The following is a 22,910-nucleotide window of genomic DNA, read 5'->3' as shown; positions in this document are numbered from 1 at the left end:
CCCCCGCTCCCCAAGGGGCGAGCGGCGAGGCGGGAGCCTATCCAACACGATTTTTCACTCTTGGAAGCGGTTTCATGCTCAGACTCTTCCTCGCAAGCACGGCACGTCTCGCCGCGCTAACGTACCGCACATTCCTGCCCCCCGCGGGCACTGGGCGACGCAGCCCGCGACGCCTGCTCATCATGACGGGGTTCATTCCTCTGTTTGCCTTGATCCAGGGCATCCACTGGCTGGGCTTTCTGCTCGACGAAATCTTTTTTCCCGGCTATCGCCGGGTCACCATTCGCGAACCTCTGTTCGTTCTTGGCGTCCCGCGGAGCGGGACGACTCATCTCCATCGCGTCCTTGCAGCGGATGACCAGTTCACCACCTTTTCGACCTGGGAGTGTCTGTTCGCGCTCTCGGTCACCGAACGCCGTTTCTGGCTCGGATTAAGTCGTCTGGACAAGTTCGTCGGACGTCCTCTCGGGCACTTGCTGGACTGGCTGGAGAAACGCGCCTTCAATGCCATGCAGGACGTTCACAGCATGCGGCTGAGGGATCCCGAAGAAGATTATTTCGCACTGATGCCGGTGCTTGCGTGCTTCATTCTGATCCTGCCCTTTCCGGATTCGACATTACTCTGGCGGATGGGCGCCTTTGACCGCGACATGCCCGCAGCGGACCGTCAGTGTCTGATGGATTTCTATCGTCGCTGTCTTCAGAAACACCTGTACGTTCATGGAACGCATAAGCGTCTGCTCTCGAAAAACGCCGCCTTTGCCCCGCTGGCGGGAAGCCTCGCCGCGCATTTCCCCGATGCCCGCTTTGCGATCTGTCTGCGCGAACCAGAGCAGACGATCCCCTCGCAGCTCAGCTCGATCGAGCCCGGAATCCGATTCTTCGATGCGCGAACGATTGTGCCGGACGTATCCAGACGCTTAACCCAGCAACTCGGTTTCTATTATGCTAACCTTCTTCGCGCTTTTCTGGGCATGCCTGACAACCGCTGCGCTTGGGTGACCATGCGAATCCTCAAGGCCGACCTAACCGACACGATGACTCGCCTCTACGGGCAACTCGGGTTACCGTTGACCACCGATGTCCAGTCCAGGCTGAGCCAGCAAGGTGCCGATGCCCGACACTATCGCAGCAGTCACCGCTACAGCGCGGAGCAGTTTGGACTCTCGTCAGAGACGATCGAGCAGGAGTTGGGCGATCTCTACCGAACCCTCGCATCACGCGCGATCCGGATAGGCGACGCACCACCCTCTCTCGGTTCCGGAGCGAACACGATAAATCCTGCCGCCCTGTTCTCTGCCAGTTCACAGCGTCCCGCGCCGACCACGGAGCCCGCCCCGTCATGCTGAATCGGTCCGCCGCGGAGAATCGGATTAACGCCTTCGCACCCACCGATGCACGCGACCTGCGCGTCGCCATCGTGTCCGATGCCGCCCCCGAACGTAACGGGGTTGGCGCCTACTACCGCGATCTCGCCGACCACCTGAGGAACAGCGGAGCAAGCGTGGGACTGATTGCCCCGCGCTATCGCGCCGGAACCTGGCATGGCGGATTCAGGCTTCCGCTGCCCGGCGATCCCACCCAAAAAATCCTCGTCCCCTCCTGGTCGCTGGTGAGCCGGCGTCTGGACCGCTTGCGCCCGAACGTCATCGTGGTTCCGACACCAGGCCCCTATGGCATGCTCGGGATGCATCTGGCCGGGCGTCTGGGCGTCGATCTGATGGTGGGCTTCCACACCCATTTCGAGGCGTTGACCGATCTGTTTCAGCATTGGGGGCTGCGTGCCCAAATCGCCAACCTTTATCTGCGCACCTGTCACCGTCTGCTCTTCAGCCAGAGCCGTCTGGTGCTGGCCAACTCAGCGGACATGATCGAGGTTGCGCGGTCGATCGGAGCCCGGCGTGTCGGCTTGATGGCGACGCCCATCCCAAAACGCTTCCTTGACCGTCCTGTTGTCGCCGCCAATCCTGACTTGAAGCGGATTCTTTTCGCGGGCCGACTCGCGCCCGAAAAGAATCTCGAGGTCATTGTCGAAGCAGCGCGCCGCCTGCCCGACATGGAGTTCGTGGTCGCCGGCGATGGCCCGCTGCGGCCTTGGCTGGAAGCGCAATGTGTCGAGTTGCCAAACCTCAATCACATTGGCTGGGTCAAGCGCGACCGCATCCTGACGCTCATCGATCATGTCGACGCACTGGTGTTGCCATCCAGGATCGAGTCCTTTGGCACCATCGCGCTGGAAGCCATGGCGCGCGCACGTCCCGTGCTGGTGTCCCCGGCCTGCGGCATTTTGAGCTGGGATCTTCTGAACCGCGGTATCTTCCAGATTCGCGACGACGAGCATCTCGCAGATACTCTGGCACGCGTGCGTGACCTCGATCCTGCGCTTCGTGAGCGCAAGGCGCGCATCGCACGCGAAGCGGCCGTTGAAATCAATCGGCGCAACCTGCAACACTGGATTGGGATCCTGCGCGGCGACCATGAACGATCGATCGATGTGGAACACTGAGGTCGCGACTCCCGAGCGTTACCCCTGGGTCCGTACGCTGGTCTCGGTGCATGATGTCATGCCCGAGACCCTGCCGCAGGTCAACCGAATCCTGGCGCTGCTGGCCGCCGAACAGGTCAGCGCAGTCACGCTCCTGGTCGTGCCTGGCGCTGGCTGGACGGCCAACGGCATTGACGCCCTGCGCGACTACGAAGGCTGTGGCTACGAACTCGCCGGACATGGCTGGCGGCACCGGACGGATCGCTTTGGCGGACTCTCCCATCGGCTGCATGGCCAGTTCATCTCGCGCAATGTCGCCGAACACCTGGCGCTCGACAGCACCGGGATCATCGATCTCATGTGTCGCTGCCACGCCTGGTTCGCGGAGCAGCAACTGCAAGCTCCTTCGCTCTACGTCCCTCCTGCCTGGGCCATGGGAGGCATCGAACGCAGCGCGCTGGCCGAGCTACCCTTTCTGAGGTACGAGCTTTTTTCCGGAATCCTCTCGGCTCAAACGGGACGCCTGCACCCCATCCCCTTGCTCGGCTATGAGGCCGACACCAAGCTAAGAGCGCCACTCCTGAGACTCTGGAATCGTCTTAACCGGCATCGGTCCAAAGACAATGGCTGGCTGCGGATCGGCATCCACCCGCGCGACCTCGATTTACGACTTGCCGAGGATCTTCGGCGCGATCTGCGTCAGTTTCGCCTGCATGCCGACTATGCCGCCGTCGGCGACGCCAACAGTTAAAGCAATCGGGTCTTCAGATCCGCCAGCAGACCCCGTGACGCCGACTCCACCAGATCGAAGACCTGTTCGAAACCGCGCGGTCCGCCATAATAGGGATCGGGCACATCGCGCACCTGAAGCTCTGGCGCGAAATCCATGAACAGCTTGAGTTTATCCGCCATGCCGGGCGGACAGATTTCGCGCAGGTTCAGATAATTATCCTGATCCATGGCCAGGATATAGTCGAAAGACAGAAAATCCTCCGCAACCGCGCGACGGGCGCGCAAATCGCCGATATCGACGCCCCGCCCCAGGGCCGTTTCGCGGGCACGTCGATCCGGCGGCTCGCTGAGATGATAGGCATGGGTTCCCGCCGAATCGATTTCGATGAGATGCGTCAATCCTCCATCCACGACCAATTTGCGAAAAACGCCGTGAGCTGTCGGCGATCGACAGATATTGCCCATGCACACGAACAGAACTTTAACTTTCGCAGTGTTGCTCATAATCGACATGACCAATGAAGTGGAACGAAATAAGCGCCGTTGAGCGGCAAAGGCGCAACGAGTGCGAAGGCTATACAAGGTTTTGCCCCGGTAGCCAAAGTAAGCCTGGCCCGTCTATTGACCCTGCCGCCCCTCCACCGACATTCTCAGGCGCATTGCCTCCCACGCCCTTTTTTGCTTGATCGACAAACCCTGGACGCGCGCCGGATTCGCCGCCGAACTGACGTCAGGATCGCCGCTGGATCGAGACGCGCCGCTTCTTGTCTGGCGTCGCACATCCTGCAATTCACGGTCCTGATTTTGGAGCAACTCGCGATAACGCGCATCCTGCCGTTGCCGGAGAGACTGGAGGCGCATCCCCTCTTCGGGCGAAACGGGTCCGGCTTCCTGGCGAATCGTGCGCCGATCCCGCTCCAGTTGCAGCCAGCCAGAGGCCGCTCGACTCGCCTGCTGTCCGGTCGCACCCGCCGTTGCCGGATCCGAGCGAACCGGATCAACCAGAAAACAGAGCGTTGCGAGGAAACACCTCCTTGTCATTTGCGACCTGATTCGCACTGATTTAGCGCAAAACATGAGCGCAGTCATCTGAATTGTGCCGATGTCGACTCATTTTCGTGTAGGAAATTGCGCAATGAATAACAAAGTCAACTGATTAACAAGAGATTTTTATTTCGTGATTTTTTGGCATTTATAATGCATTAATTTCATCGCAATCCTCCGGTTTAAACCTCTCCCTTCAAGGGGATAATGCGCACGGTAGAGGGGTAACCACTTCCGTGCAGTTATCGCCCGGCTAAGCCGGGCGCGGATTGAAACATCAAGACACAGCGCCTTGTTTTCTCCGTGTTCTGACCTCCTCAGTGGTGATTAACCCCGCATTCGCGGGGTTTTTTTTGCTGAATCGATCCTGGAATCCTATAACAGGTATTCCTCGAAGAATGCCTCATCGACTTCGTAAATGACTTTCGGCTTTACACCAAGTTCCAAGCGCTCAAACATCCTGGCCAGCGTCTCTCCGTCGACCAACTCAATGGGAGGTGCTCCATCGCGCCTCGCTTCCTTCGTCGCCTCTGTCGTAAAAGTACCGGTCGTCATGATGATGCCCTTGTCAGCCCGGCCCATCATTGCGCCACGGAAATCGCGAACTTGTGACGACGAGACCGCGCCAGCGTAACGTTTACACTGAAATAAAACCATGAAGCTGACAAATGGATTGACCTGCAAGATGCCATGCCCATCAATGCCGCCATCACCCGATTTACCCGTAACAAGAACCCGCTCAAAACCGGACTCGCGCAGTAATCGCTAGGAGACCCGCTCAAATCCGCCTGGAGAGAGCGACTTCAGAACGTCCAAGAGCGTGCGCTTACTCCCAGTCTCACCAGAGAGATCCATCGATTGAGTAATCTCTGTCGAATCGTCAACGCTATTGATCTGTGCATCGTTTGTCGGGAAATTGGCCCTGACTTCTTTGAAAAGTTGGGTTACTGCGTTTGAGGATAGACGGGTGGTGCGTCCCTTTTCTGTCAGCGCCCAAACGCCACGGCGTGAAGCGTCCAGTAAATCCGCCTTGGCCAAATACAAACGTGCCCAGGCAACCTGATTCCGCACCCGCGAACCACCACTTTTGAGCATTTGAGCCTGCTCTTGCTCCGAAATTTGCAAACGTTCCAACACTGCGTCGGTTACTTCTTTCGGCTGCCCAGATCCGCCAAGCTCCTGCAATGTTTCAAGAATGGGGATACAAAAACGCAGAAAATTGGAACCTTTGGTCTTCTCCATCAATGCACACCCATCCGCCGTGCCACCCGCGCCAGATCCTCCGCCGTATCCACCCCCGGTCCAGGCTCCTCGGCGGCCACGCCGACATGGATCCGTTCGCCCTGCCAGAGCACGCGAAGCTGTTCGAGCGATTCGGCCTGTTCCAGCGGCGCGGGCGGCCAGGCGACATAGCGCTTCAGGAAGCCGGCGCGGTAGGCATACAAACCGATGTGCCGCAGAAAAACCACCGACGACGGCAGAACGAACTGCCTGCTGCCCAGAAACTCGTCGCGGTGCCAGGGGATGGGCGCGCGGGAGAAATAGAGCGCGAATCCGGCGGCATCGGTCACGACCTTCACCACATGAGGATCGAACAGTTGGCTGCTGTCGTGGATGGGATAGGCCAGGGTGGCCATCCCGGTTCCGGTCAATTCCGCCAGGTTGGCGGCCACCTGGTCGATCAGCGCGGCGGGCATGCAGGGCTCGTCACCCTGGAGATTGACCACGATGGTGTCGTCGTCCCAGCCCAGCCGCCCGATCGCTTCGGCGATGCGGTCGCTGCCGCTGCAATGCTCGACGCTCGTCATGACGGCCACGACGCCCAACCCGGCGCAGGCCGCGACGATACGCCGATCGTCGGTCGCCACCACCACCTCGGCGGCCGCGCTCGCCAGCGCCCGCTCCACGACATGCTGGATCATGGGCTTGCCGGCGATGGAGATGAGCGGCTTGCCGGGCAGTCGGGTGGAACCGTTGCGGGCCGGGATGACGATCTTGAAGCGGTTAGACATGCGCGTGTCCTGAGCAGGGTTGAGGGGCGAATGCCGCAAGTTTAGCCTCGAAGCGCGCCAGAAACGTCGCGTCCAAGCTCGCTTCCACGGGGAGAGACCAATGGTTGTCGCCGGCAAAGGCCGCGCACTTGACGGCGTCTTTTTCGGTCATAAGCACCGGACCCTCCGGCCACCGCGCCAGATCGCTGGCCGTGAATCGGTGATGATCCGGGTAGGGCCGCACGTCGATGTCGAGTCCGGCGTCCGCCAGCAGCGCGAAAAAGCGCCCCGGATGACCGATGCCGGCGGCCGCGAGCACCCGCTGCCCGCGAAAGTCGTCGAGCGGACGGGTCAGCTCCGGGCGGCGCAGATTCACCGCCGCGCCGGGGACCAGCCGCATCCGGGGCTCGGGTCCGGTCCCGCCGTGATAGAGCACCAGATCGACGCCCCTCAGCCGGCTCGGCGGCTCGCGCAACGGGCCGGCGGGGAGACAGCGACCGTTGCCGAAACCGCGTTCGCCATCGACCAGCGCGATCTCCAGATCCCGCGCCATCCGACTGTGCTGGAGCCCGTCGTCGGTGAGCAGGATGTCGCAGCCGCCCAAACGCAGCGCCAGCGCGCCAGCCTCGGCGCGATCCGGTCCCGCCACCACGGTGCAGCCGCTACGACGCGCCAGCAGGACGGCTTCATCGCCAACCATCGCCGGGTCGCTCTCCGCCTGCACCTGTTGCGGCCAGGTCGCGGACAGACCGCCATAGCCGCGGGTGACGATGCCGGGTGTCCAGCCGCGCTCTCGCAGCAGGGACGCGAGCCGTAGCGTCAGCGGTGTTTTGCCGGTCCCGCCCACGGTCAGGTTGCCGACCACGATCACCGGAACCGGCAGACGTCGGCTCTTCAGCCAGCCGAGCCGATAGCCGAGCCGCCGCAGCCGCACGACCGCGCAATAGAGCCAGGACAGGGGCAGGAGGAGCAGCGAGAGTAAGAACCAGCCGTGAGCGGCGCCGAAGGGCTTACCCGGAGCAAGGTCTAAGGGTCGGCCATACCAGAGCGGGGTGGGATCGATGCGCATGAATGGCGTCCTTGAAGCGGGCTGGGGTCCGACATCAGATCGGTTCGCGTCGCGGTTTTCGTGGTCTGTCTGCGTCTGGGATGGCGCGCGTGCAGGGTAAGGAATGACGGTTAAAAGCCGCGATGACTCACTGCTCACGCGGCTGCCGGAAGCTTAGCAGACTTGGCCGGGGACGGATGACCCAAACCGTCCCGCTCTTGTATGGGGCTGGTCGCCGAGACGAGATCGGATTATCGGCGGATCAGCCGAGAAGCTTGGCCATCAGCACAAACCCCAGAACGAGGGTCAGGACACCCACGGCGCGACGAAGCACCGCCTCGGGGAGATGCCTGACCGTGGCCGTCGCGATCGGCACCGATAAGAGCGCCCCCGTGGCGAGGGGCAGTGTCAGCGACCAGTCGATCCCGCCCTTGAGCACCAGGTAGGCGCCAAGCCCCACCGCGCAGGTAAAGGATTCGGCCAGGGACGTGATCGCCACCGCGTGTTTTGCGGGCACGCCCGAGACCACCTGCCCGGAGGTGACGAGCGGCCCGTAACCGCCGCCGCTGAGTCCTTTGTTGAAGGCGGCCACCATTCCGATCGCGAGGATGCCGCTGGCTCTGTAACGGATCCGCCGACGCGCGGTCAGGATCGTGATCACCCCCATCGTCAGGACGATCCCGGCGATCAGAATCGAGAACCAGTAGGCCGAGATCTTGATCGCGATCAGGACGGCGCCGATGGCGCCCACCGCACTCAGGGTGGCCAGCAGGCCGAAGGTACGACGCGCCTCGCGGTTGCGCAACAGGTCGATGTTCCCGTCGCGATGATGCATGGCTCCGGCCGCGAGGCCCGTGAGCAACTCCGAGAAGAGCACCGCCGGGACGATCTGTAAGGGCTCGAATCCAGCCAGCAGCAGTAAGGGCGTCAGCGTTGTGCCATAGCCCATGCCCAGGCTCGAATCCAGATATTCGCAAGCCAGGGCAGCCACAAAGACAGCCAGCAAGGATCCGGTTGCGAGCGATTCCCCGGAGATGACCAACCACCCGGCGTCTTGCAAGGCTCCCCGCAGGAGAATGGCGATCATGGTCAGACCAACCAGCGCGGCCCAGAGATGCAGACGGCGGCGATAGGCGTCATAAAAAGATTCAACGGCAGAGACAGCGGAATGGACCATGGCTTAACTCCTGACAATGAAGATGGATCGGCACTGCCAGAGCTTCAGCATAACCCGTACCAGCGTGCTCTTGGTCGAGTTGCCAAGGCATTGATCCGTCCTGCCGTCGCTGAGTGTTTTGTATATCAGGGAAATATCGGTATATTTAACGGAAATACCGTTTCCGACCGGCAGCCATGGAACATTTCATCCCCGTCCTCCTGGAGATCTGGCGCCAATGCGCCACTCGTCACCGCATTGACGAGGCGGTGGCCGAGATTGCCGAGGTCATTCACCGACGCATCCCCTTCGATCGCCTGCTGATCCTGCAACTGGATACCGATCGCGCCTGTTTCCACGCGGCGGCGAGAGTCGGTTGGCCGCTCCTCGCGGCCGAGCCCCCACCGGTCTCGGGCGCGGGGATCGATTCCTTGCTGCGCTGGTGCCTCACCGGTCAAACCCTACGCGGCGCGGCCCTGGAGGTCAGCGCTGAAGCGCCCGGATTGCTGCCGCCCAACTGGACGGGAGAGACGCTCGCGATCGGCCTTGTCAGCGATGGCGAGCCACTCGGCGCGCTGATTCTCGGCGCCCAATCCGTCGGAACCTTCACCCTCGATCATGAACCGCTGATGCGCGCGCTGCGTGAGCCCATCGCGGTGAGCCTGCGCAACGACCAACAGTGGCGTGAGCTGACCTCGCTGCGCGAGGCGGCGGAGGCCGATCGACGCTCGCTGCTGACGCGGCTTGGTCGCCAGGACATTACGGACACCCTGATCGGCGCTGGGTCGGGGCTGAAGGAGGTCATGCGGGGTGTTGAGCTGGTCGCCCGATCCAAGGCGCCGGTGTTGATCCTGGGCGAAACCGGCTCCGGCAAGGAGGTCGTGGCGAGGGCCGTGCATGCCGGCTCGGACCGCCCCAAGGGTCCATTCCTGCGCGTCAATTGCGGCGCGATCCCGGTCGAGCTGGTTGACTCCGAGCTGTTTGGTCACGAGCGAGGCAGCTTCACCGGCGCCACGGGGCGTCGCCTGGGTTGGTTCGAACGCGCCGACGGCGGAACCCTCTTTCTCGACGAGATCGGCGAGTTGACCCCCGCGGCGCAGGTGCGACTGTTACGTATCCTCCAGGACGGAACCTTCGAACGGGTCGGCGGACAACAGGAATTGCATGTGGATGTCCGCGTGATCGCGGCGACCCATCGCGACCTACAGGCAATGGCGGGCGATGGTCGGTTCCGCGAGGATCTTTGGTACCGGATCAACGTGTTTCCCATCCGGCTGCCGGCACTGCGCGAGCGGCCGCAGGACATTCCGGCCATGGCGAGCCACTTCGCGCTGCGCGCGGCCGAACGCCTCGGCCTGACACCCCGCCTGCCCACGCCCGAAGACCTGGACCGCCTCATCGACTACCCCTGGCCAGGCAATGTCCGCGAACTCGCCGCCGTGATCGAGCGCGCAGCCATCCTCGGCGGCGGTCGCCGCCTGGAGATCGCGCGCGCCCTGGGAGCCAGTCCGGTGACTCCAGCACCCGCCCTCGACCTTCCGCCCGCATCCGCATCCGCATCCGCGACGATCGAGCCACTCGATGTGATAAATCGGCACCACATTGAGAAGGCCATCGCCCACACACTGGGGCGGATCGAAGGTCCATTCGGCGCGGCTCGCCTGCTCGGCATCAATCCGGACACCTTACGCGGGCGCATGCGCAAGCTCGGGATCGACCGGAAGGGTGCTCGTTACCGAGCCGACGGCTGACCGCTGGCGGGTGATCCAGATCGCCCCGCCGCGCGTGGAAACCTCGGCCGCCCAAGCCGGGCCTGCACGCATCGGCGAGAGGCGCGCGGGAAGCAGCCATGCGCCGTCTCTCAGAGCCTGAACTGCCCGACGTTTTCCCTTAACACGGCGGCCAGGCGCGCCAACTCCTCGCTGGCGGCGGCAATCTGATTGGAACCATCCGCCGTTTGCCCGACGACTTCGGCGATCGCCTGCAGATTCCGATTGATTTCCTCGGCCACCGCAGACTGCTCCTCGGCGGCGCTGGCGATCTGGGTGTTCATGTCATTGATCGCCGTGACCGAGCGCGTGATGGCTCGCAGAGAATCGCCGGTCAGCCGCGCCTTTTCGACACCTCGCCCAGCCTTCTCACGCCCCTTTTCCATGGCCTGCACGGCGCTCGCCGAGCCGCCCTGCACGCGCTCGATCTTCTCGTGGATATCCTGGATCGACGCCTGCGTGCGACTGGCCAAGGTTCGCACTTCCGCCGCCACCACGGCGAAACCCCGCCCCTGTTCCCCGGCGCGCGCGGCCTCGATCGCGGCGTTCAGCGCCAGCAGATTGGTCTGCTCCGCAACGCCCCGAATGACGTCGAGCACGGCCCCGATTTCCTGGCTGTCCTCGGACAATCGAGCGATGACCTGGCCGGCATATTCGATGTCCTGGGCCAGGACATCGATAGCCTCAATGGTCTCGCCAACCACCTGACCGCCGGCGTTTGCGGCCCGGTCGGTCTCGCGCGCCGCGCTCGCCGCGCTCGCCGCGTGACGCGCGACCTCCTCGACGGTCGCGGTCATTTCATTCATGGCGGTCGCCACCTGATCGGTTTCGGATTGTTGCCGCCTGACCTGAGCGCGGGTCTCCTCGGTGGTGGCCGAGAGTTGCTCCGCCGCCGCGGCGACCTGCGAGGACGCCGCGGCGATCCTGTGCATCAGGCTTCGCAGACCGCTCAACATGACTGAAAAGGCGGCGAGCAAACTGTCGGAGTCCCCTGGACGTAGCGGGATATCCAGACTGAGATCCCCCGTGGCGACACGCTGGACGATAGAGACGGCCAATGCCGGTTCGCCGCCCAGTTGGCGAAGCGTACCCCGGGTAATCAGGAGCGCGACGCCAATGCCCGCCAGGAGCGCGATCAACAGGCCGCCGATCAGAATACGCTTGGCCAATGCGATCCCTTCCAGCGTGACGCTCGCGCCAGTGAGCGCCGACTGTTTGGTTTCCTGGATAAAATCATTCGCATGGGCGAGCACCGCCTCATAGAGCTTGATGCGTTCCACGCGGGTCGCCGCCCCCTCCTGCTCGGCCCCGAGCAGCTCGTCGACCGAGGCGCGGTAATCCAGAACCGCCCGCCGGACGATAGCTAAACGCTCAAGATTGACTGGCTGGCGCGTGACACCGATCAGCTCGTCGATCCAGGCCAGGAGGCGCTCCGCATTCTCGGCGGCGCTCTCGATTGCCGCATCGTCACGCGCCGCAATCGCACTCCAGGTTCCGATCAATGTCTGATGGGATAGATCCAGAATTCGCGTCGCCGCGCGGATCCGATCCTGCCTGATCTCAAGCTCCTCGGGCGTGTCTCGCGCCTGAATCTGCTGGGACATCGCCTCATACTGAGTCTGCCGATAGGCGACTATGGCCTCCTCGAACAGATTTCCCTGCGTTTCGATTTGCTGGCGGGCCGCCAGCACCCGTTTGACATTCTGCTCTGCGCGGTCGACGCTTTCGCGGTAGCGTTGCACCTCCCCTTGCATGTCTTGCAGTACCGGGAGCAGGCTCGTGTGGCGGTCCGTCTCGGATGCGTCCTGGACACCGCGCTCCAACCGGGCGCTCAATTCAGCGAGCGCGGCGCGACCGTCCCGCAACCAGGCATCGCTATAATTAAAACTGAAGGCCGTGAGATGGTAGCCGGCCAGGAACTGGAGTTTCTGGATCTCGTCAGCCAGATCCCAGCCCGGAATATGCTCATCGGCCAATAAGCGGCTTTCGCTCTTGATGCGCTCCATGCTCAGGATGGCGACGAGGCCAAGTAAAAAGGTGATGAACAGCAGCAGCCCGAACCCGAGACTGAGTTTTGTACCAAGCTTCATTTTCCTCGGCATGTCCATGGTTCATCCTCTGGTACGCGTCAATAATCAGTCAATGATTCTCTACAAACAGATCAGGAAACTCCTCGCCCGCGGTCGGAGCTTTTAACTCGTTCAAGAGGTCGATCTAACGTCAAACCAGCGCCGCCGGAGGTTCGCCTCCGTCATGAAACTGAAGCCGATGCAGCCGCGCGTAATAACCGCCCAGCGCCAACAGCTCGGAATGCCGCCCCTGCTCGACGATCCGCCCGTCCTGGAGCACCAGAATCCGGTCGGCGTTCTCGATGGTGGACAGCCGATGGGCGATCATCAGCGTGGTGCGGCACGCCATCAATTCGGCCAGAGCGGCCTGGATGTGACGCTCGGCCTCGGTATCCAGCGCGGAGGTGGCCTCGTCGAGGATGAGGATCGGCGCATCCTTGAGCATGGCCCGCGCGATCGCGAGCCGCTGACGCTGGCCGCCCGAGAGCATCACGCCCCGGTCGCCGACAAGGGTGTCGAAGCCCTGGGGCAAGGTCTGGATGAACTCCAGCGCATGGGCGCTCTGCGCCACGCGCTCCAGTTCGTCCAGGGTCGGCGGTTCGTCGCGGCCATAGGCGATGTTGTTGGCGATGCTGTCGTTGAACAACACCACGTCCTGACTCACCAGCGAGATCTGAGCGCGCAGGCTGGCCAGTGTCAGCTCGCGGATTGGGATGCCGTCGATCAGAATCTCGCCCGCCGTGGCGTCATAGAAACGCGGCAGCAGGCTCGCGACCGTGCTCTTGCCGCTCCCGGAGCGGCCCACCAGCGCGACCTTTTCGCCAGGCATCACGAGCAGATCCAGCGCCTCGATCGCCGGCAGCTTGTCGTCCGCGTAGAGATGGCTGACGCCGCGATAGTCGATCCGACCCTCGGCCCGGTCGAGCGTGCGTGTCCCCCGATCGGCTTCTTCTTCCGCATCCAGCAGCTCGAACAGACTCTCGGCGGCGATGATGCCTTGCTGCAATTTGGCGTTGACCGAGGTCAGTCGCTTGACCGGCGGCAACAGCAGGCCCATGGCGACCACGAAGGACATGAAGGTGCCAACCGAGATGTTTTCCTTGAGTCCCTGCATGGTGGACAGATAGACCACCACGCCGATCGCCGCCGCCGAGATCAACTGCACCAGCGGCACGCTGGCCGCCTCGGTCGCGATCATCTTCATCTGGAGCGAGCGGGTCTTTTCGTTGATGAGGTTGAACCGCCGCGCCTCGCGCGCCTGACCGCCGAACGCCTTGACCACCCGATGGGCCTCGATCGCCTCCTGCGCGACCTGGGTGAGGTCGCCGACCCGATTCTGGATGCGCCGGCTGTGCCGGCGGAAACGCTTGGTGGCGTATTTGACGGCACCGGCCATGACCGGGCCGATCACCAGGAAGATCGCCGAAAGCGCGGCGTTGATGTAGAGCATGAAGCCCATCAGACCGATGACGGTGAAACCGTCCCGCACCAGGGTCGTGATCGCGGAGGTCGCGGCGCTGGCCACGTTCTCCACGTTATAGGTGAGCTTGGCCAGGATATGACCGGAACCCTGGTTGTCGAAATAGCGTGTCGGCGCCCGCAGCAGATGCCCGAACATCTCCCGACGCAGATCGGCGACCACCCGCCGCCCGACCCAGCTCAGACAATAGGTATTGATGAAGCCCGCAATGCCGCGCACCACAAAGAGGCCGACCAGAAAGAGCGGCATGGCGCGCACCATGTCCTCGTTGCGCTCGACGAAACTGCCGTCGATCAGCGGCTTCATCATGGCCGCGAACAAGGGCTCGGTGGCGGCAAAGATCAGCATGCCGACGATGGAAAGCGAAAAGATCCGCCAGTAGGGTTTCACGTATTGCAGCAGGCGACGATAGACCTGCCGGGCATCGGCGTTGGTGAGCACGGGATCCTTGCTCATGGGGCCGCGCCGTCCGGCTGCCCAGCCTCGGCCGAAGCCGGCAGGGTCGCGGCGAAGGCGATCCGGTTCAATCCCGCCTGACTGGCCGCGTCCATGGCGGTGATCACGGCCTGATGCAGGGTGTTGGCATCTGCCTGGATCAGCACCGGCGGCGGTTGCGCATCGCCCGGGACCATCTGTCTGCGTTCGCCGAGCGCGCCGGTCAGCGCCCGGGTGAGGGTCGACGGCTGCTCGTCGACCAACGCCTGATCGTTCACATAAAAGCGTCCGGCCCGGTCGATGACGATGCGGATCATCTCGGGCGCCTGCGCTGGAAGCGACTCGCCCTGAGCCTCGGGCAACTGCACGCGCAGACGCGCCTCGTCCTTGAAGGTGGTCGAGACCATGAAAAAGATCAGCAGCAGAAACACCACATCGAGCAGTGGCGTCAGATTGATGTCGACGGGCTCGCGCCGGTGCGGACGCAGGTTCATGCGGTCGTGTCCTCGCGGGCTTCGCGCTCGCCCTGCATGACCTCCACCAGACGCAGCGCCTGTTCCTCCATCTCGATGGCGAACTGGCCCACGCGATTATCGAAGAAGCGATGGAACAAAAGTGCCGGGATCGCCACGAACAATCCGGCGGCGGTGGTGATCAGCGCCTTGGAGATCCCGCCCGCCAGAATCCCGGCATTGCCGGATCCGGCCTGCATGATGACATCGAAGATGTCGATCATCCCCAGCACGGTGCCCAACAATCCCAGCAGGGGCGCGACCGACGCGATGGTCCCCAGGGTGTTGAGAAAGCGTTCCAGTTCGGCCACCACATGCCGGCCGCTATCCGCGATAGCCTCCTTCATCACCTCGCGGGAGTGATGACGGTTGACCAGACCAGCGGCGAGCATGCGCCCGAGCGGCGACGCCTCGCGAATCGCCTCGACGCTCTCGTCGGTCAGTTGATTCACGCGGTGCAACTGCCAGATCCGCGTGACCAGATTCGCCGGCATGATGCGCCGGCGTCGCAGGGTCCAGGTTCGTTCGATCACAACCGCGGTGGCGATGACGGAACAGGCAAGGATCGGCACCATCAGCCAGCCGCCGGCATACATCAATTCAAGCACGGGATAACTCCTCGGGGTCACTCAGCGATCTCGGGCGATCGACCGCCACCCAGCGTGCGGGGTTTCGCGCCAGCATGATACTCGAAGCGGCACGCGGACCGCATCGCGAGTACGAACGCAATCTCGCTCGACGACCCGCCGATGTGGTCGCGAGTGGCTCCATGCTACACTCGTTCCGAGATTTCTTTTTTAACCACCAACCGTCGGCACGGACATGACCAGGCAGAAGACCTACCTTGTGATCTCGGCACTCGGCGAAGACCACCCCGGTATCGTCAATCAACTCTCAAGGGCCGTGCTTGAGCATGGCTGCAACATCGAGGACAGCCGCATGACGGTCCTCGGCGGAGAGTTCGCGGCGATGCTGCTGGTTGAAGGCAAGTGGAACACACTGGCCAAGATCGAGAACACGCTCCCCGAGCTGGAACGTCAGCTCGGCATGACGATCATTTCAAAACGAACCGGCGAACGCGCCACCAATCGCAACCTGCTCCCCTACGCGGTCGATGTGGTCTCCATGGACCACCCCGGCATCATCAACAATCTGGCGGGCTTCTTCGCGGACCGCAAGATCAATATCGAGGACATGGCAACCAGCACCTATGCCGCGGCGCACACCGGAACCCCCATGTTCTCGGTGCATATGACGGTCGGCATTCCGGCGGACATTCATATCGCCGGGCTGCGCGAGGAATTCATGGATTACTGCGACGGACTCAATCTGGACGCGGTGCTGGAACCCCTGAAAGGCTGAAGGCGGTCGACCGTCGGGGCGAGCGCGCTCGACGTCCGGAGTCCCTGACCATTCAACGCGGTCGCGGACCGCGATTCATCCTTACTACGTCGAAAACCGGAGCATCAGGATATGACTGTATCGATCGGCGACACCATCCCGGACCTCGAACTCGCCGCCACGGGCGATCGGAGCGTCAAGCTCTCCGAGTATCGGGGCAAGCACCTCGTCCTCTATTTTTATCCCAAGGCCAGCACTCCGGGCTGCACCCAGGAGGGTCAGGACTTCCGCGACGCGGCCGAGTCGTTCGCCGCCGCCAATACGGCCATCCTCGGCGCCTCGCGCGACAGCCTCAAGGCTCAAGAGAATTTTAAGGCCAAACAGGGCTTCACCTTCGACCTGATCTCGGACCAGGACGAAACGCTCTGCCGCGCCTTCGATGTGATCAAACCCAAGAAGATGTTCGGCAAGGACACAGTCGGCGTCGAACGCAGCACCTTTCTGATCGACGCGACTGGCGTCCTGCGCCAGGAGTGGCGCGGGGTCAAGGTCAAGGGCCATATCGAAGAGGTTCTGGACGCCGCCCGGTCACTCGCGACATCGCCTCCGGCATGACCTCAAACCGCGTCAGGCATGGCGTATGCCGTCCGCGCATCGGCCCAGTCACGTCCGAACCGGCAAACGCCATGACTGGCGCGGTTAAATGATCTGATGTTTAGGATGTAAAGCGCGTCTCGCCAACCGCCGTTGGTTGCCGCGATGCCTGGGTCACCTAAAACCATCCCTGTCACTCTGGACGCGGTTTACATGATCAAACGCGAAAACGACAAGACCTGTCTGTTCGTGCTCGACACCAACGTGCTGATGCACGATCCGACCGCCCTCTTCCGCTTCCAGGAACACGACATCTTCCTGCCGATGATCGTCCTGGAGGAGTTGGACCGGGGCAAAAAAGGCATGTCCGAGGTCGCCCGCAACGTTCGCCAGGTTAGCCGCTTCCTCGACCAGCTCATGTGCAACGCGGACAAGCAGGAGATCGACGCGGGTCTGCTGATCAGTCCCGCCGCGATCAACGGCGGTGGCATCGTCCAGCCGGCAACCGGCCGGCTCTTTTTCCAGACCGAGCCGCTCGATCTCAAGCTGCCGACCTCGCTGCCCGGCACGGTTCCGGACAACAATATTCTCGGCACCGCCCAGGCACTGCGCGAGCTGCGCACCGACCGCCAGGTGATCATCGTCTCCAAGGACATCAATCTGCGCATCAAGGCCGCCGTGCTCGGCATCCCCGCCGAGGACTATTCCAACGATCAGGTGCTCGACGACGCCAGCCTGCTCTATACCGGCCTGGAAGTTCTGCCGGCGGATTTCTGGGAGCACCACGAAAAGACGCTCGACGCCTGGAAGGAAGCGGGTCGGACCTTTTATCGGATCCAGGGTCCGGACATCGCCGACTGGTATCCCGCCCAATGCGTCAGTCTGGGCGAGGACGGTGGCTTCGAGGCCATGGTGCGCGAGAAGCGTACCGACACCGAGGCGGTCATCGAACTGGTCGATGACTACCGCCTGCCCCGCCACAGCGTCTGGGGCATCAACGCGCGCAATCGCGAGCAGAATTTCGCGCTCAACATGCTGATGAATCCCGAGTTGGACTTCGTCACCCTGATTGGCGCCGCCGGCACCGGCAAGACACTGCTCGCGCTGGCCGCCGGACTCGCGCAGGTGCTCGACCGCAGTCTCTATCGCGAGATCATCATGACCCGAGTCACGGTCCCGGTCGGCGAGGACATCGGTTTTCTGCCCGGCACCGAGGAAGAAAAGATGACGCCCTGGATGGGTGCGCTCATGGACAATCTGGAGGTTCTGAACCGCCCCGATGGCGGCGAATGGGGGCGCGCGGCGACCAACGACCTGATCCGCAACCGCATCCGCATTTCCTCGCTCAACTTCATGCGCGGGCGGACCTTTCTCAACAAATACATCATCCTGGACGAGGCGCAAAACCTCACCGCCAAGCAGATGAAGACGCTCATCACCCGCTCCGGTCCAGGGACGAAATTCGTCTGTCTGGGCAACATCAGCCAGATCGACACGCCCTATCTGACCGAAACCACCTCCGGCCTGACCTATGTGGTCGATCGCTTCAAGCAGTGGCCGCATAGCGGACACATCACGCTCATGCGCGGAGAGCGTTCGCGGCTCGCCGATTTTGCCTCGCAGGAGCTTTAAACCGCGCCCGGAGTGAAAAACGTAGTTTTGCGGATTTCCCCAGCGTTGCTGGTCACCAAGTGTGGTTGGCGGGGCGCGGTTTAAGTTTTTAATATTTAAACCGCGTCGACGCCGACGCATCAGATGAGCGCCAACCGGGTTGATCCCTAGAAACTACGCATACCGTTATGGACGCGGTTTAGGTGATTTCCGGGAAAGACTTTACCGATTTCCGTTCGTCCTGAGCGTGTCGAAGGACGGGCGGAAATCGCGCTCCGAGGCCGACATTGCATCCGTTCATGGTTCGACCAGCTCACCACGAACGGATGCAATGTCACCACGAACGGATGCAGTCTGGGTAAGGTCTTTTCCAAAAATCGCCTTAACGCCGTTCTGGCATCTCTCTGAGGTTCCCATGGATGGACTTTACGCCATTATTGACTAGAATAACTGCCATATGGCTTTATTGTCACAGGAGGCACCCATGACCACCGCCAGCTTGAACCCCTCTTTTCTTTCTGCCGTTACCCTGCTTGGCGGCGAAGGCGTGTTGCACGCCAAGCCTCGGGTGGTGATGGACTGGATCCCTTTGGTTCGCCAAGGCCTGCCATCGGCCTCGATAGACGCCGTGGTTCGCCTGACACGCCTCACGCAGACCGAGCTGGCACACGCTTTGGCAATTCCCGAGCGCACGCTGGCCAGACGTAAGCGCGAAGGTGCTTTATCGCCGGAAGAGTCTGCCAAGCTCGTGCGTTTTGCTCGCACCGTTGAGCGTGCCGAAACGGTGTTCGAAGATGCGGATACGGCACTGAACTGGCTACAGACCCCGAAGGCATCACTGGGCGGTGTCACGCCACTGTCGCTGTTGGATACCGACATCGGTGCCGATAGCGTTCTCGACACGTTAGGACGCATTGAGCACGGGGTATTTGCCTGATGCGGACCGTTTGGCGCATCACCACCGCGCGCTTTGCCCAGACGGCCTTTAGCGGCGAGGGCGCACGTTTGTATGGTGGCCGTTGGAATCCAAAAGGCGTGGAAGTGGTCTATACAGCCGAGTCCCAATCACTGGCCTTGCTCGAAATGATGGTGCAAGACGATCTCCTGCTCGCCCATTACATCCTGATTCCCGCTTCTCTGCCCTCTGATCTTCGCGTGACGCAGATTGACGCTGGGCAGTTACCCGACAACTGGCGCACCATCGGTGCTAGAGATGTCCTGCAGGCCATCGGACATGAATGGCTTCAAAACGCTCAAACGGCAGTTCTGAGCGTACCCAGCGCGGTGGTGCCCGCTGAACGCAACGACCTGCTCAATCCACGTCACCCGGACTTCGCTCGTATCGCCATCGGCGAGCCTCAGTCTTTGCAAACCGATCTCCGTCTGTTGCGCAATCTCGCTGAGCGGATGTGATGGCAGATCGCCATCACGAGGTCACAACCCAATCGCGGTGCGATTTCGCCTCGCAGGAACCTTAAACCTCGGGATGCGCTCCCGGCCACTCGCTCCAACACGGATCGGAGCGCCAAGCGGCAACCCAGCCGGGTAGCTCGTGCGCCGGTAGTGGATGGGCGATGCGGTAACCCTGGGCCAGTTCGCAGCCGAGTTGCAGCAGTCGCTCGCCCTGCTCCAGGGTTTCCACCCCTTCGGCGATGGCTTGGCGGCGGAAGGCGGCGGCCAGACCCAGAATGCTCTCGATGATCGCCAGATCATCCGGATTGTCGAGCATGTCGCCGACGAAGCTGCGGTCGATCTTCAGCACGGTGACCGCCAAGTGTTTCAGATAGGTCAGCGAGGAATAGCCGACGCCAAAATCGTCCAGGGTGCAACTCACTCCGAGTGCATGGCAATCCGCGACGACCTTGGAGACGCGCGCCAGGTCTTGCATCGCGCTGGTTTCCAGAATCTCCAGCGCGAGGCTCGACGGCGTGACCCCAGGATGCGCCACCAGGATGGCGCCCAGACGCGCGACAAAATCCACCTGCTGTAACTGGCGCGCGCCGACATTGACGCTGACCGGAAGGTCGAGCCCGCTCGCCCGCCAGCGATCCATCTGCGTCAGCGCACTCTCGATGACCCACTCGCCGAGCGTGACCGCCAGCGGATCATCCTCGATCGCCGGCAGGAACGTTTGCGGGAGCAGGAGTCCGCGCTCCGGATGTTGCCAACGGATCAAGGCCTCGACACCGATGACCTCCCCGCTGCGCAGGTTGACCTTGGGCTGATAATAGAGCACGAATTCGCGCGCGATCAGGGCACGGCGGATGCGCTCCAGACTTTCATGCTTGCTGCGGGCGCGATGGTCCTTCTCGACATCGAAGACATGGTAACGATTCTTGCCGGTCAGCTTGGCCTGATACATGGCCTGATCGGCCTGGCGCAGCAGTTGATCCGCGTCCACCTCGTCCGGCTGCGGATAGAAGGCGACCCCGACGCTGGCCGAGAGTTGCACGACGTGATCGCCGAGAGTCACCGGCGCGGCCGCGGCGGCGAGCAGACGGTTGAGCAGCGGTATGCTGGCATCGCGGTCTTCCAGGTCAACCAGCAGGGCAACGAACTCGTCGCCACCCAGCCGGGCCAGGGTGTCGCCTTCGCGCAGGGTCTGCTGCATCCGGTGCGAGAGGGCGACCAACAACTGGTCGCCGGCATCATGTCCGTGGCGGTCATTGATCGCCTTGAACCCATCCAGATCGAGATACGCCAGTGCCAGGCGTTGTCTCCGTCGCTGGGTCTGCGCCATGGCCTGGTGCAGACGATCGGCCAGCAGTAGGCGGTTGGGCAGCATGGTCAGCGGGTCATAATGGGCGAGGTGTTCAAAGCGTGCCTCGCTGGCGTGCAAGTCCGCCCTGATCTGCTTGTCGTGCGTGATGTCGACCGTCATGGCAAGAATGCAGACGTCGCCGTGCCTGACGAACGTGCTCAGATGCACCGATTCCCACCGCAAGGCGCCATCGGCGCGGCGGTAGCGCCATTCGAATTGCTGCGGGCCTTCCTGTAGCACCCTGGCGCCCCACGTCACCGCGTCGTCGATGGAATAGGGCGGTTCGAGCCACTGATCATCGAAGTTGGCCTTGAGCGCTTCGAGCGAGTCGTATCCGTATTGCGCGCAGGCGGCTGGGTTGGCATCCAACAACTCGCCGGTGTCCAAGTCGTGGATCAGAATACTGAGTGGCGCGTTCATGAACATCGCGCGGAATTGCAGCTTGCTGTCCCGCTGGGCACGTTCGGCCGCGCGGCGTTCGGTCACGTCCTGAACGAATCCAAAGAGGCGCGTGCCCCGCTGTTCCGTGTCGGTTTCCACCTGGCCAACGGCCATCAAGACCCGCTGCGCGCCGTCCTTGCGAATGGCGCGCAGTTCCAGCTCGTAGGGCGTGCCGTGAGTGAGGGCGGCCTTCACCGCATCACTGAGTCGTTGCATGTCTTCGGGGACATAGAGTTGCGCATGGTCCGCAAAGGATGGCACCCCCTCGGCGGGGTCGCGCTGAAAGAGGCGGAACAACTCGTCCGACCAGGTCACGGTGTCCGTCGCCACCTCCCATTCCCAGCTACCGATGTGCGCAATCGCCTCCGTGCGCGCGAGCAAGGACTGAGTGCGTCGCAGCGCCGCCTCGATCCGCTTCTCTTCGGTGACATCCGTCAGAATGCCGTTCCAGAGTACGCTTCCGTCCGGTTGCGGAAATGGCGTGGCCTGCCCGCGCACCCATTTGAGTTGATCGGGTTGACCGCCGGGGTGGATGCGATGTTCATGGCACCAGGGCGTGAGGGTCTGGCTCGCGCGCTCCACTGCGGCCCGATGAGACGGGCGATCGTCGGGATGGATACAGTGGGTAAGCGCATCCGGGTTCGCGTAGGCGGTTTCCGCCGTGACGCGATACAGGGTTTCGATGCCTGGACTGAGATAGAGAAACCGCCAGGTGCCATCGGGTCGGACCAGGAATTGATACACCACCCCTGGAATCGCCGTCATGAGCGCATTCAGCGCATCCAGCTCGGCCTGTTTGCTCGACGAGATGTCGATGATCGCGATGCGACAGACGGGCGAGCCATCGCTCTCCCGGGCGATGGTGGCTTCGAGCCGCGCCCAGAGGATCGCGCCGTCCGGTTTCGCCATGCGCAGCTTGCACATCCGCGGCTGAACGACGGGCTCCGAGGGCGGCGCGGAGTTCGCGGGCGCCTCAAAGAGCTGTTGGTGGAACCGGAAGTAGACATCCTGATCCTCCCTGAGGATGAATCGGAAGATCGGCTGACCGGTCAGCGCGCTGCGGTTCAGACCCAGCAGCCTGGCGACGGTCAGATTGGACTCGCGGATCAACCCCTGTTCGGAGATGGAGCAATAGCCGACCGGCGCCCACTCGTAGAGGTCGAAGTAGCGGGCCTGCATGGCCTCCATCCTGGCCTGCACGCGGCGCAGTTCCTCGTTTTGCATCTCCAGCTCGACCTGATACACCGCAAGCTCATTGACGGTCCGCTGGAGGTCTTCCGATGACAGTGCCGCGCCCGCCTCCGGCGACGGGTTCGCGGTTGCGTGCGCGATCCGCTCGGCCCGCTGTCGCAGGGTCGGTTCCGCATCCGGTTCCGAGCCCCCGCGAAGCATACTCTGGGGGGCGGTCGATTCTGGTCGTTCATCCGGCTCTGTCATTGCG

General features: G+C 62.5%; 20 protein-coding genes. 9 read left to right on the top strand and 11 right to left on the bottom strand.

Annotated elements, in window-relative coordinates:
* The first annotated feature begins 74 nt into the window (after positions 1-74).
* From CCR95_RS13535 to CCR95_RS13525, 3 genes are read left to right on the top strand one after another with little or no spacing between them, the layout of a single operon-like run.
* Positions 75-1,349, top strand: a complete 1,275-nt coding sequence (locus CCR95_RS13535; RefSeq protein WP_201095160.1) for a sulfotransferase — start codon at positions 75-77, stop codon at positions 1,347-1,349.
* The gene (locus CCR95_RS13530) at positions 1,343-2,506 is read left to right on the top strand and encodes a glycosyltransferase (RefSeq protein WP_201095159.1); all 1,164 of its coding nucleotides are present in this window, start codon (positions 1,343-1,345) and stop codon (positions 2,504-2,506) included. The genes CCR95_RS13535 and CCR95_RS13530 overlap by 7 nt, the downstream gene beginning before the upstream one ends.
* Positions 2,493-3,236 carry a polysaccharide deacetylase family protein gene (locus tag CCR95_RS13525; RefSeq protein WP_201095158.1) on the top strand — a complete coding sequence of 248 codons (744 nt, stop codon included), beginning with the start codon at positions 2,493-2,495 and terminating at the stop codon, positions 3,234-3,236. The genes CCR95_RS13530 and CCR95_RS13525 overlap by 14 nt, the downstream gene beginning before the upstream one ends.
* Here the strand turns inward: CCR95_RS13525 and CCR95_RS13520 are convergent.
* From CCR95_RS13520 to CCR95_RS13495, 6 genes are all read right to left on the bottom strand, one after another.
* Positions 3,233-3,721 (bottom strand): low molecular weight protein-tyrosine-phosphatase, encoded by a 489-nt coding sequence (locus CCR95_RS13520; protein ID WP_201095157.1) that lies wholly within the window; start codon positions 3,719-3,721, stop codon positions 3,233-3,235. The two genes, CCR95_RS13525 and CCR95_RS13520, sit on opposite strands and share 4 nt — an antisense overlap.
* A 915-nt stretch (positions 3,722-4,636) precedes the next feature.
* Complete coding sequence (locus CCR95_RS13515; protein ID WP_201095243.1) at positions 4,637-5,020, bottom strand: restriction endonuclease; 384 nt, start codon at positions 5,018-5,020, stop codon at positions 4,637-4,639.
* Between the two features lie 6 nt (positions 5,021-5,026).
* The gene (locus tag CCR95_RS13510) at positions 5,027-5,503 is read right to left on the bottom strand and encodes a winged helix-turn-helix domain-containing protein (protein ID WP_242523240.1); all 477 of its coding nucleotides are present in this window, start codon (positions 5,501-5,503) and stop codon (positions 5,027-5,029) included.
* Positions 5,503-6,273, bottom strand: coding sequence for a 3-deoxy-manno-octulosonate cytidylyltransferase (gene kdsB, locus CCR95_RS13505; protein ID WP_201095155.1), 771 nt, complete (start codon positions 6,271-6,273; stop codon positions 5,503-5,505). The genes CCR95_RS13510 and kdsB overlap by 1 nt, the downstream gene beginning before the upstream one ends.
* The gene (lpxK, locus tag CCR95_RS13500; protein ID WP_201095154.1) at positions 6,266-7,321 is read right to left on the bottom strand and encodes a tetraacyldisaccharide 4'-kinase; all 1,056 of its coding nucleotides are present in this window, start codon (positions 7,319-7,321) and stop codon (positions 6,266-6,268) included. The genes kdsB and lpxK overlap by 8 nt, the downstream gene beginning before the upstream one ends.
* A 241-nt stretch (positions 7,322-7,562) precedes the next feature.
* Positions 7,563-8,477 (bottom strand): sulfite exporter TauE/SafE family protein, encoded by a 915-nt coding sequence (locus CCR95_RS13495; protein WP_201095153.1) that lies wholly within the window; start codon positions 8,475-8,477, stop codon positions 7,563-7,565.
* 176 nt (positions 8,478-8,653) lie between these two features.
* On the opposite strand from CCR95_RS13495, the gene CCR95_RS13490 reads away from it, so the two are divergent.
* Positions 8,654-10,207 (top strand): sigma-54 interaction domain-containing protein, encoded by a 1,554-nt coding sequence (locus CCR95_RS13490; RefSeq protein ID WP_201095152.1) that lies wholly within the window; start codon positions 8,654-8,656, stop codon positions 10,205-10,207.
* A 110-nt stretch (positions 10,208-10,317) separates the two neighbouring features.
* Here the strand turns inward: CCR95_RS13490 and CCR95_RS13485 are convergent, their stop codons facing one another.
* From CCR95_RS13485 to CCR95_RS13470, 4 genes are all read right to left on the bottom strand, one after another.
* On the bottom strand, positions 10,318-12,315 hold the full coding sequence (locus tag CCR95_RS13485; RefSeq protein ID WP_242523230.1) for a methyl-accepting chemotaxis protein: 1,998 nt from the start codon (positions 12,313-12,315) through the stop codon (positions 10,318-10,320).
* 130 nt (positions 12,316-12,445) lie between these two features.
* Positions 12,446-14,230 carry a lipid A export permease/ATP-binding protein MsbA gene (gene msbA, locus CCR95_RS13480; protein ID WP_201095150.1) on the bottom strand — a complete coding sequence of 595 codons (1,785 nt, stop codon included), beginning with the start codon at positions 14,228-14,230 and terminating at the stop codon, positions 12,446-12,448.
* Positions 14,227-14,703: an ExbD/TolR family protein gene (locus CCR95_RS13475; protein ID WP_201095149.1), complete on the bottom strand. Its 477-nt coding sequence runs from the start codon at positions 14,701-14,703 to the stop codon at positions 14,227-14,229. Before CCR95_RS13475 ends, msbA begins: the two co-directional genes overlap by 4 nt.
* Positions 14,700-15,329, bottom strand: a complete 630-nt coding sequence (locus CCR95_RS13470; RefSeq protein WP_201095148.1) for a MotA/TolQ/ExbB proton channel family protein — start codon at positions 15,327-15,329, stop codon at positions 14,700-14,702. The genes CCR95_RS13475 and CCR95_RS13470 overlap by 4 nt, the downstream gene beginning before the upstream one ends.
* Before the next feature lie 214 nt (positions 15,330-15,543).
* On the opposite strand from CCR95_RS13470, the gene CCR95_RS13465 reads away from it, so the two are divergent.
* The 5 genes from CCR95_RS13465 to CCR95_RS13445 all read left to right on the top strand — a co-directional run bounded on the left by CCR95_RS13465 (position 15,544) and on the right by CCR95_RS13445 (position 19,680).
* Entirely contained in the window at positions 15,544-16,083 is a 540-nt protein-coding gene (locus CCR95_RS13465) for a glycine cleavage system transcriptional repressor (RefSeq protein ID WP_201095147.1), read from the top strand.
* Between the two features lie 111 nt (positions 16,084-16,194).
* Complete coding sequence (locus tag CCR95_RS13460; protein ID WP_201095141.1) at positions 16,195-16,677, top strand: peroxiredoxin; 483 nt, start codon at positions 16,195-16,197, stop codon at positions 16,675-16,677.
* A gap of 192 nt (positions 16,678-16,869) precedes the next feature.
* The gene (locus tag CCR95_RS13455; RefSeq protein ID WP_201095140.1) at positions 16,870-18,288 is read left to right on the top strand and encodes a PhoH family protein; all 1,419 of its coding nucleotides are present in this window, start codon (positions 16,870-16,872) and stop codon (positions 18,286-18,288) included.
* Positions 18,289-18,751: 463 nt separating this feature from the next.
* Positions 18,752-19,204 (top strand): type II RES/Xre toxin-antitoxin system antitoxin, encoded by a 453-nt coding sequence (parS, locus tag CCR95_RS13450; RefSeq protein WP_201095139.1) that lies wholly within the window; start codon positions 18,752-18,754, stop codon positions 19,202-19,204.
* Positions 19,204-19,680: an RES family NAD+ phosphorylase gene (locus CCR95_RS13445; protein ID WP_201095138.1), complete on the top strand. Its 477-nt coding sequence runs from the start codon at positions 19,204-19,206 to the stop codon at positions 19,678-19,680. The genes parS and CCR95_RS13445 overlap by 1 nt, the downstream gene beginning before the upstream one ends.
* 61 nt (positions 19,681-19,741) lie before the next feature.
* On the opposite strand, the gene CCR95_RS13440 is transcribed toward CCR95_RS13445, so the two are convergent.
* Complete coding sequence (locus CCR95_RS13440; protein ID WP_201095137.1) at positions 19,742-22,906, bottom strand: EAL domain-containing protein; 3,165 nt, start codon at positions 22,904-22,906, stop codon at positions 19,742-19,744.
* Positions 22,907-22,910: the final 4 nt, after the last annotated feature.

Origin of the sequence: Thiocystis minor (assembly GCF_016653465.1) — a bacterium.
In the GTDB taxonomy this organism is placed as follows: Bacteria; Pseudomonadota; Gammaproteobacteria; order Chromatiales; family Chromatiaceae; genus Chromatium; species Chromatium minus.
Note: the sequence above shows the minus strand (reverse complement) of the source record. Positions and strands in the feature narration are given on the sequence as shown.

Excerpts from the sequence above, each read along its gene's own strand:
- CCR95_RS13535 (WP_201095160.1), top strand. The coding sequence starts at position 75 with ATGCTCAGACTCTTCCTCGCAAGCACGGCACGTCTCGCCGCGCTAACG.
- CCR95_RS13530 (WP_201095159.1), top strand. The coding sequence starts at position 1,343 with ATGCTGAATCGGTCCGCCGCGGAGAATCGGATTAACGCCTTCGCACCC.
- CCR95_RS13525 (WP_201095158.1), top strand. The coding sequence starts at position 2,493 with ATGTGGAACACTGAGGTCGCGACTCCCGAGCGTTACCCCTGGGTCCGT.
- CCR95_RS13520 (WP_201095157.1), bottom strand. The coding sequence starts at position 3,721 with ATGAGCAACACTGCGAAAGTTAAAGTTCTGTTCGTGTGCATGGGCAAT.
- CCR95_RS13510 (WP_242523240.1), bottom strand. The coding sequence starts at position 5,503 with ATGGAGAAGACCAAAGGTTCCAATTTTCTGCGTTTTTGTATCCCCATT.
- kdsB (WP_201095155.1), bottom strand. The coding sequence starts at position 6,273 with ATGTCTAACCGCTTCAAGATCGTCATCCCGGCCCGCAACGGTTCCACC.
- lpxK (WP_201095154.1), bottom strand. The coding sequence starts at position 7,321 with ATGCGCATCGATCCCACCCCGCTCTGGTATGGCCGACCCTTAGACCTT.
- CCR95_RS13495 (WP_201095153.1), bottom strand. The coding sequence starts at position 8,477 with ATGGTCCATTCCGCTGTCTCTGCCGTTGAATCTTTTTATGACGCCTAT.
- CCR95_RS13490 (WP_201095152.1), top strand. The coding sequence starts at position 8,654 with ATGGAACATTTCATCCCCGTCCTCCTGGAGATCTGGCGCCAATGCGCC.
- CCR95_RS13485 (WP_242523230.1), bottom strand. The coding sequence starts at position 12,315 with ATGAAGCTTGGTACAAAACTCAGTCTCGGGTTCGGGCTGCTGCTGTTC.
- msbA (WP_201095150.1), bottom strand. The coding sequence starts at position 14,230 with ATGAGCAAGGATCCCGTGCTCACCAACGCCGATGCCCGGCAGGTCTAT.
- CCR95_RS13475 (WP_201095149.1), bottom strand. The coding sequence starts at position 14,703 with ATGAACCTGCGTCCGCACCGGCGCGAGCCCGTCGACATCAATCTGACG.
- CCR95_RS13465 (WP_201095147.1), top strand. The coding sequence starts at position 15,544 with ATGACCAGGCAGAAGACCTACCTTGTGATCTCGGCACTCGGCGAAGAC.
- CCR95_RS13460 (WP_201095141.1), top strand. The coding sequence starts at position 16,195 with ATGACTGTATCGATCGGCGACACCATCCCGGACCTCGAACTCGCCGCC.
- CCR95_RS13455 (WP_201095140.1), top strand. The coding sequence starts at position 16,870 with ATGATCAAACGCGAAAACGACAAGACCTGTCTGTTCGTGCTCGACACC.
- parS (WP_201095139.1), top strand. The coding sequence starts at position 18,752 with ATGACCACCGCCAGCTTGAACCCCTCTTTTCTTTCTGCCGTTACCCTG.
- CCR95_RS13445 (WP_201095138.1), top strand. The coding sequence starts at position 19,204 with ATGCGGACCGTTTGGCGCATCACCACCGCGCGCTTTGCCCAGACGGCC.
- CCR95_RS13440 (WP_201095137.1), bottom strand. The coding sequence starts at position 22,906 with ATGACAGAGCCGGATGAACGACCAGAATCGACCGCCCCCCAGAGTATG.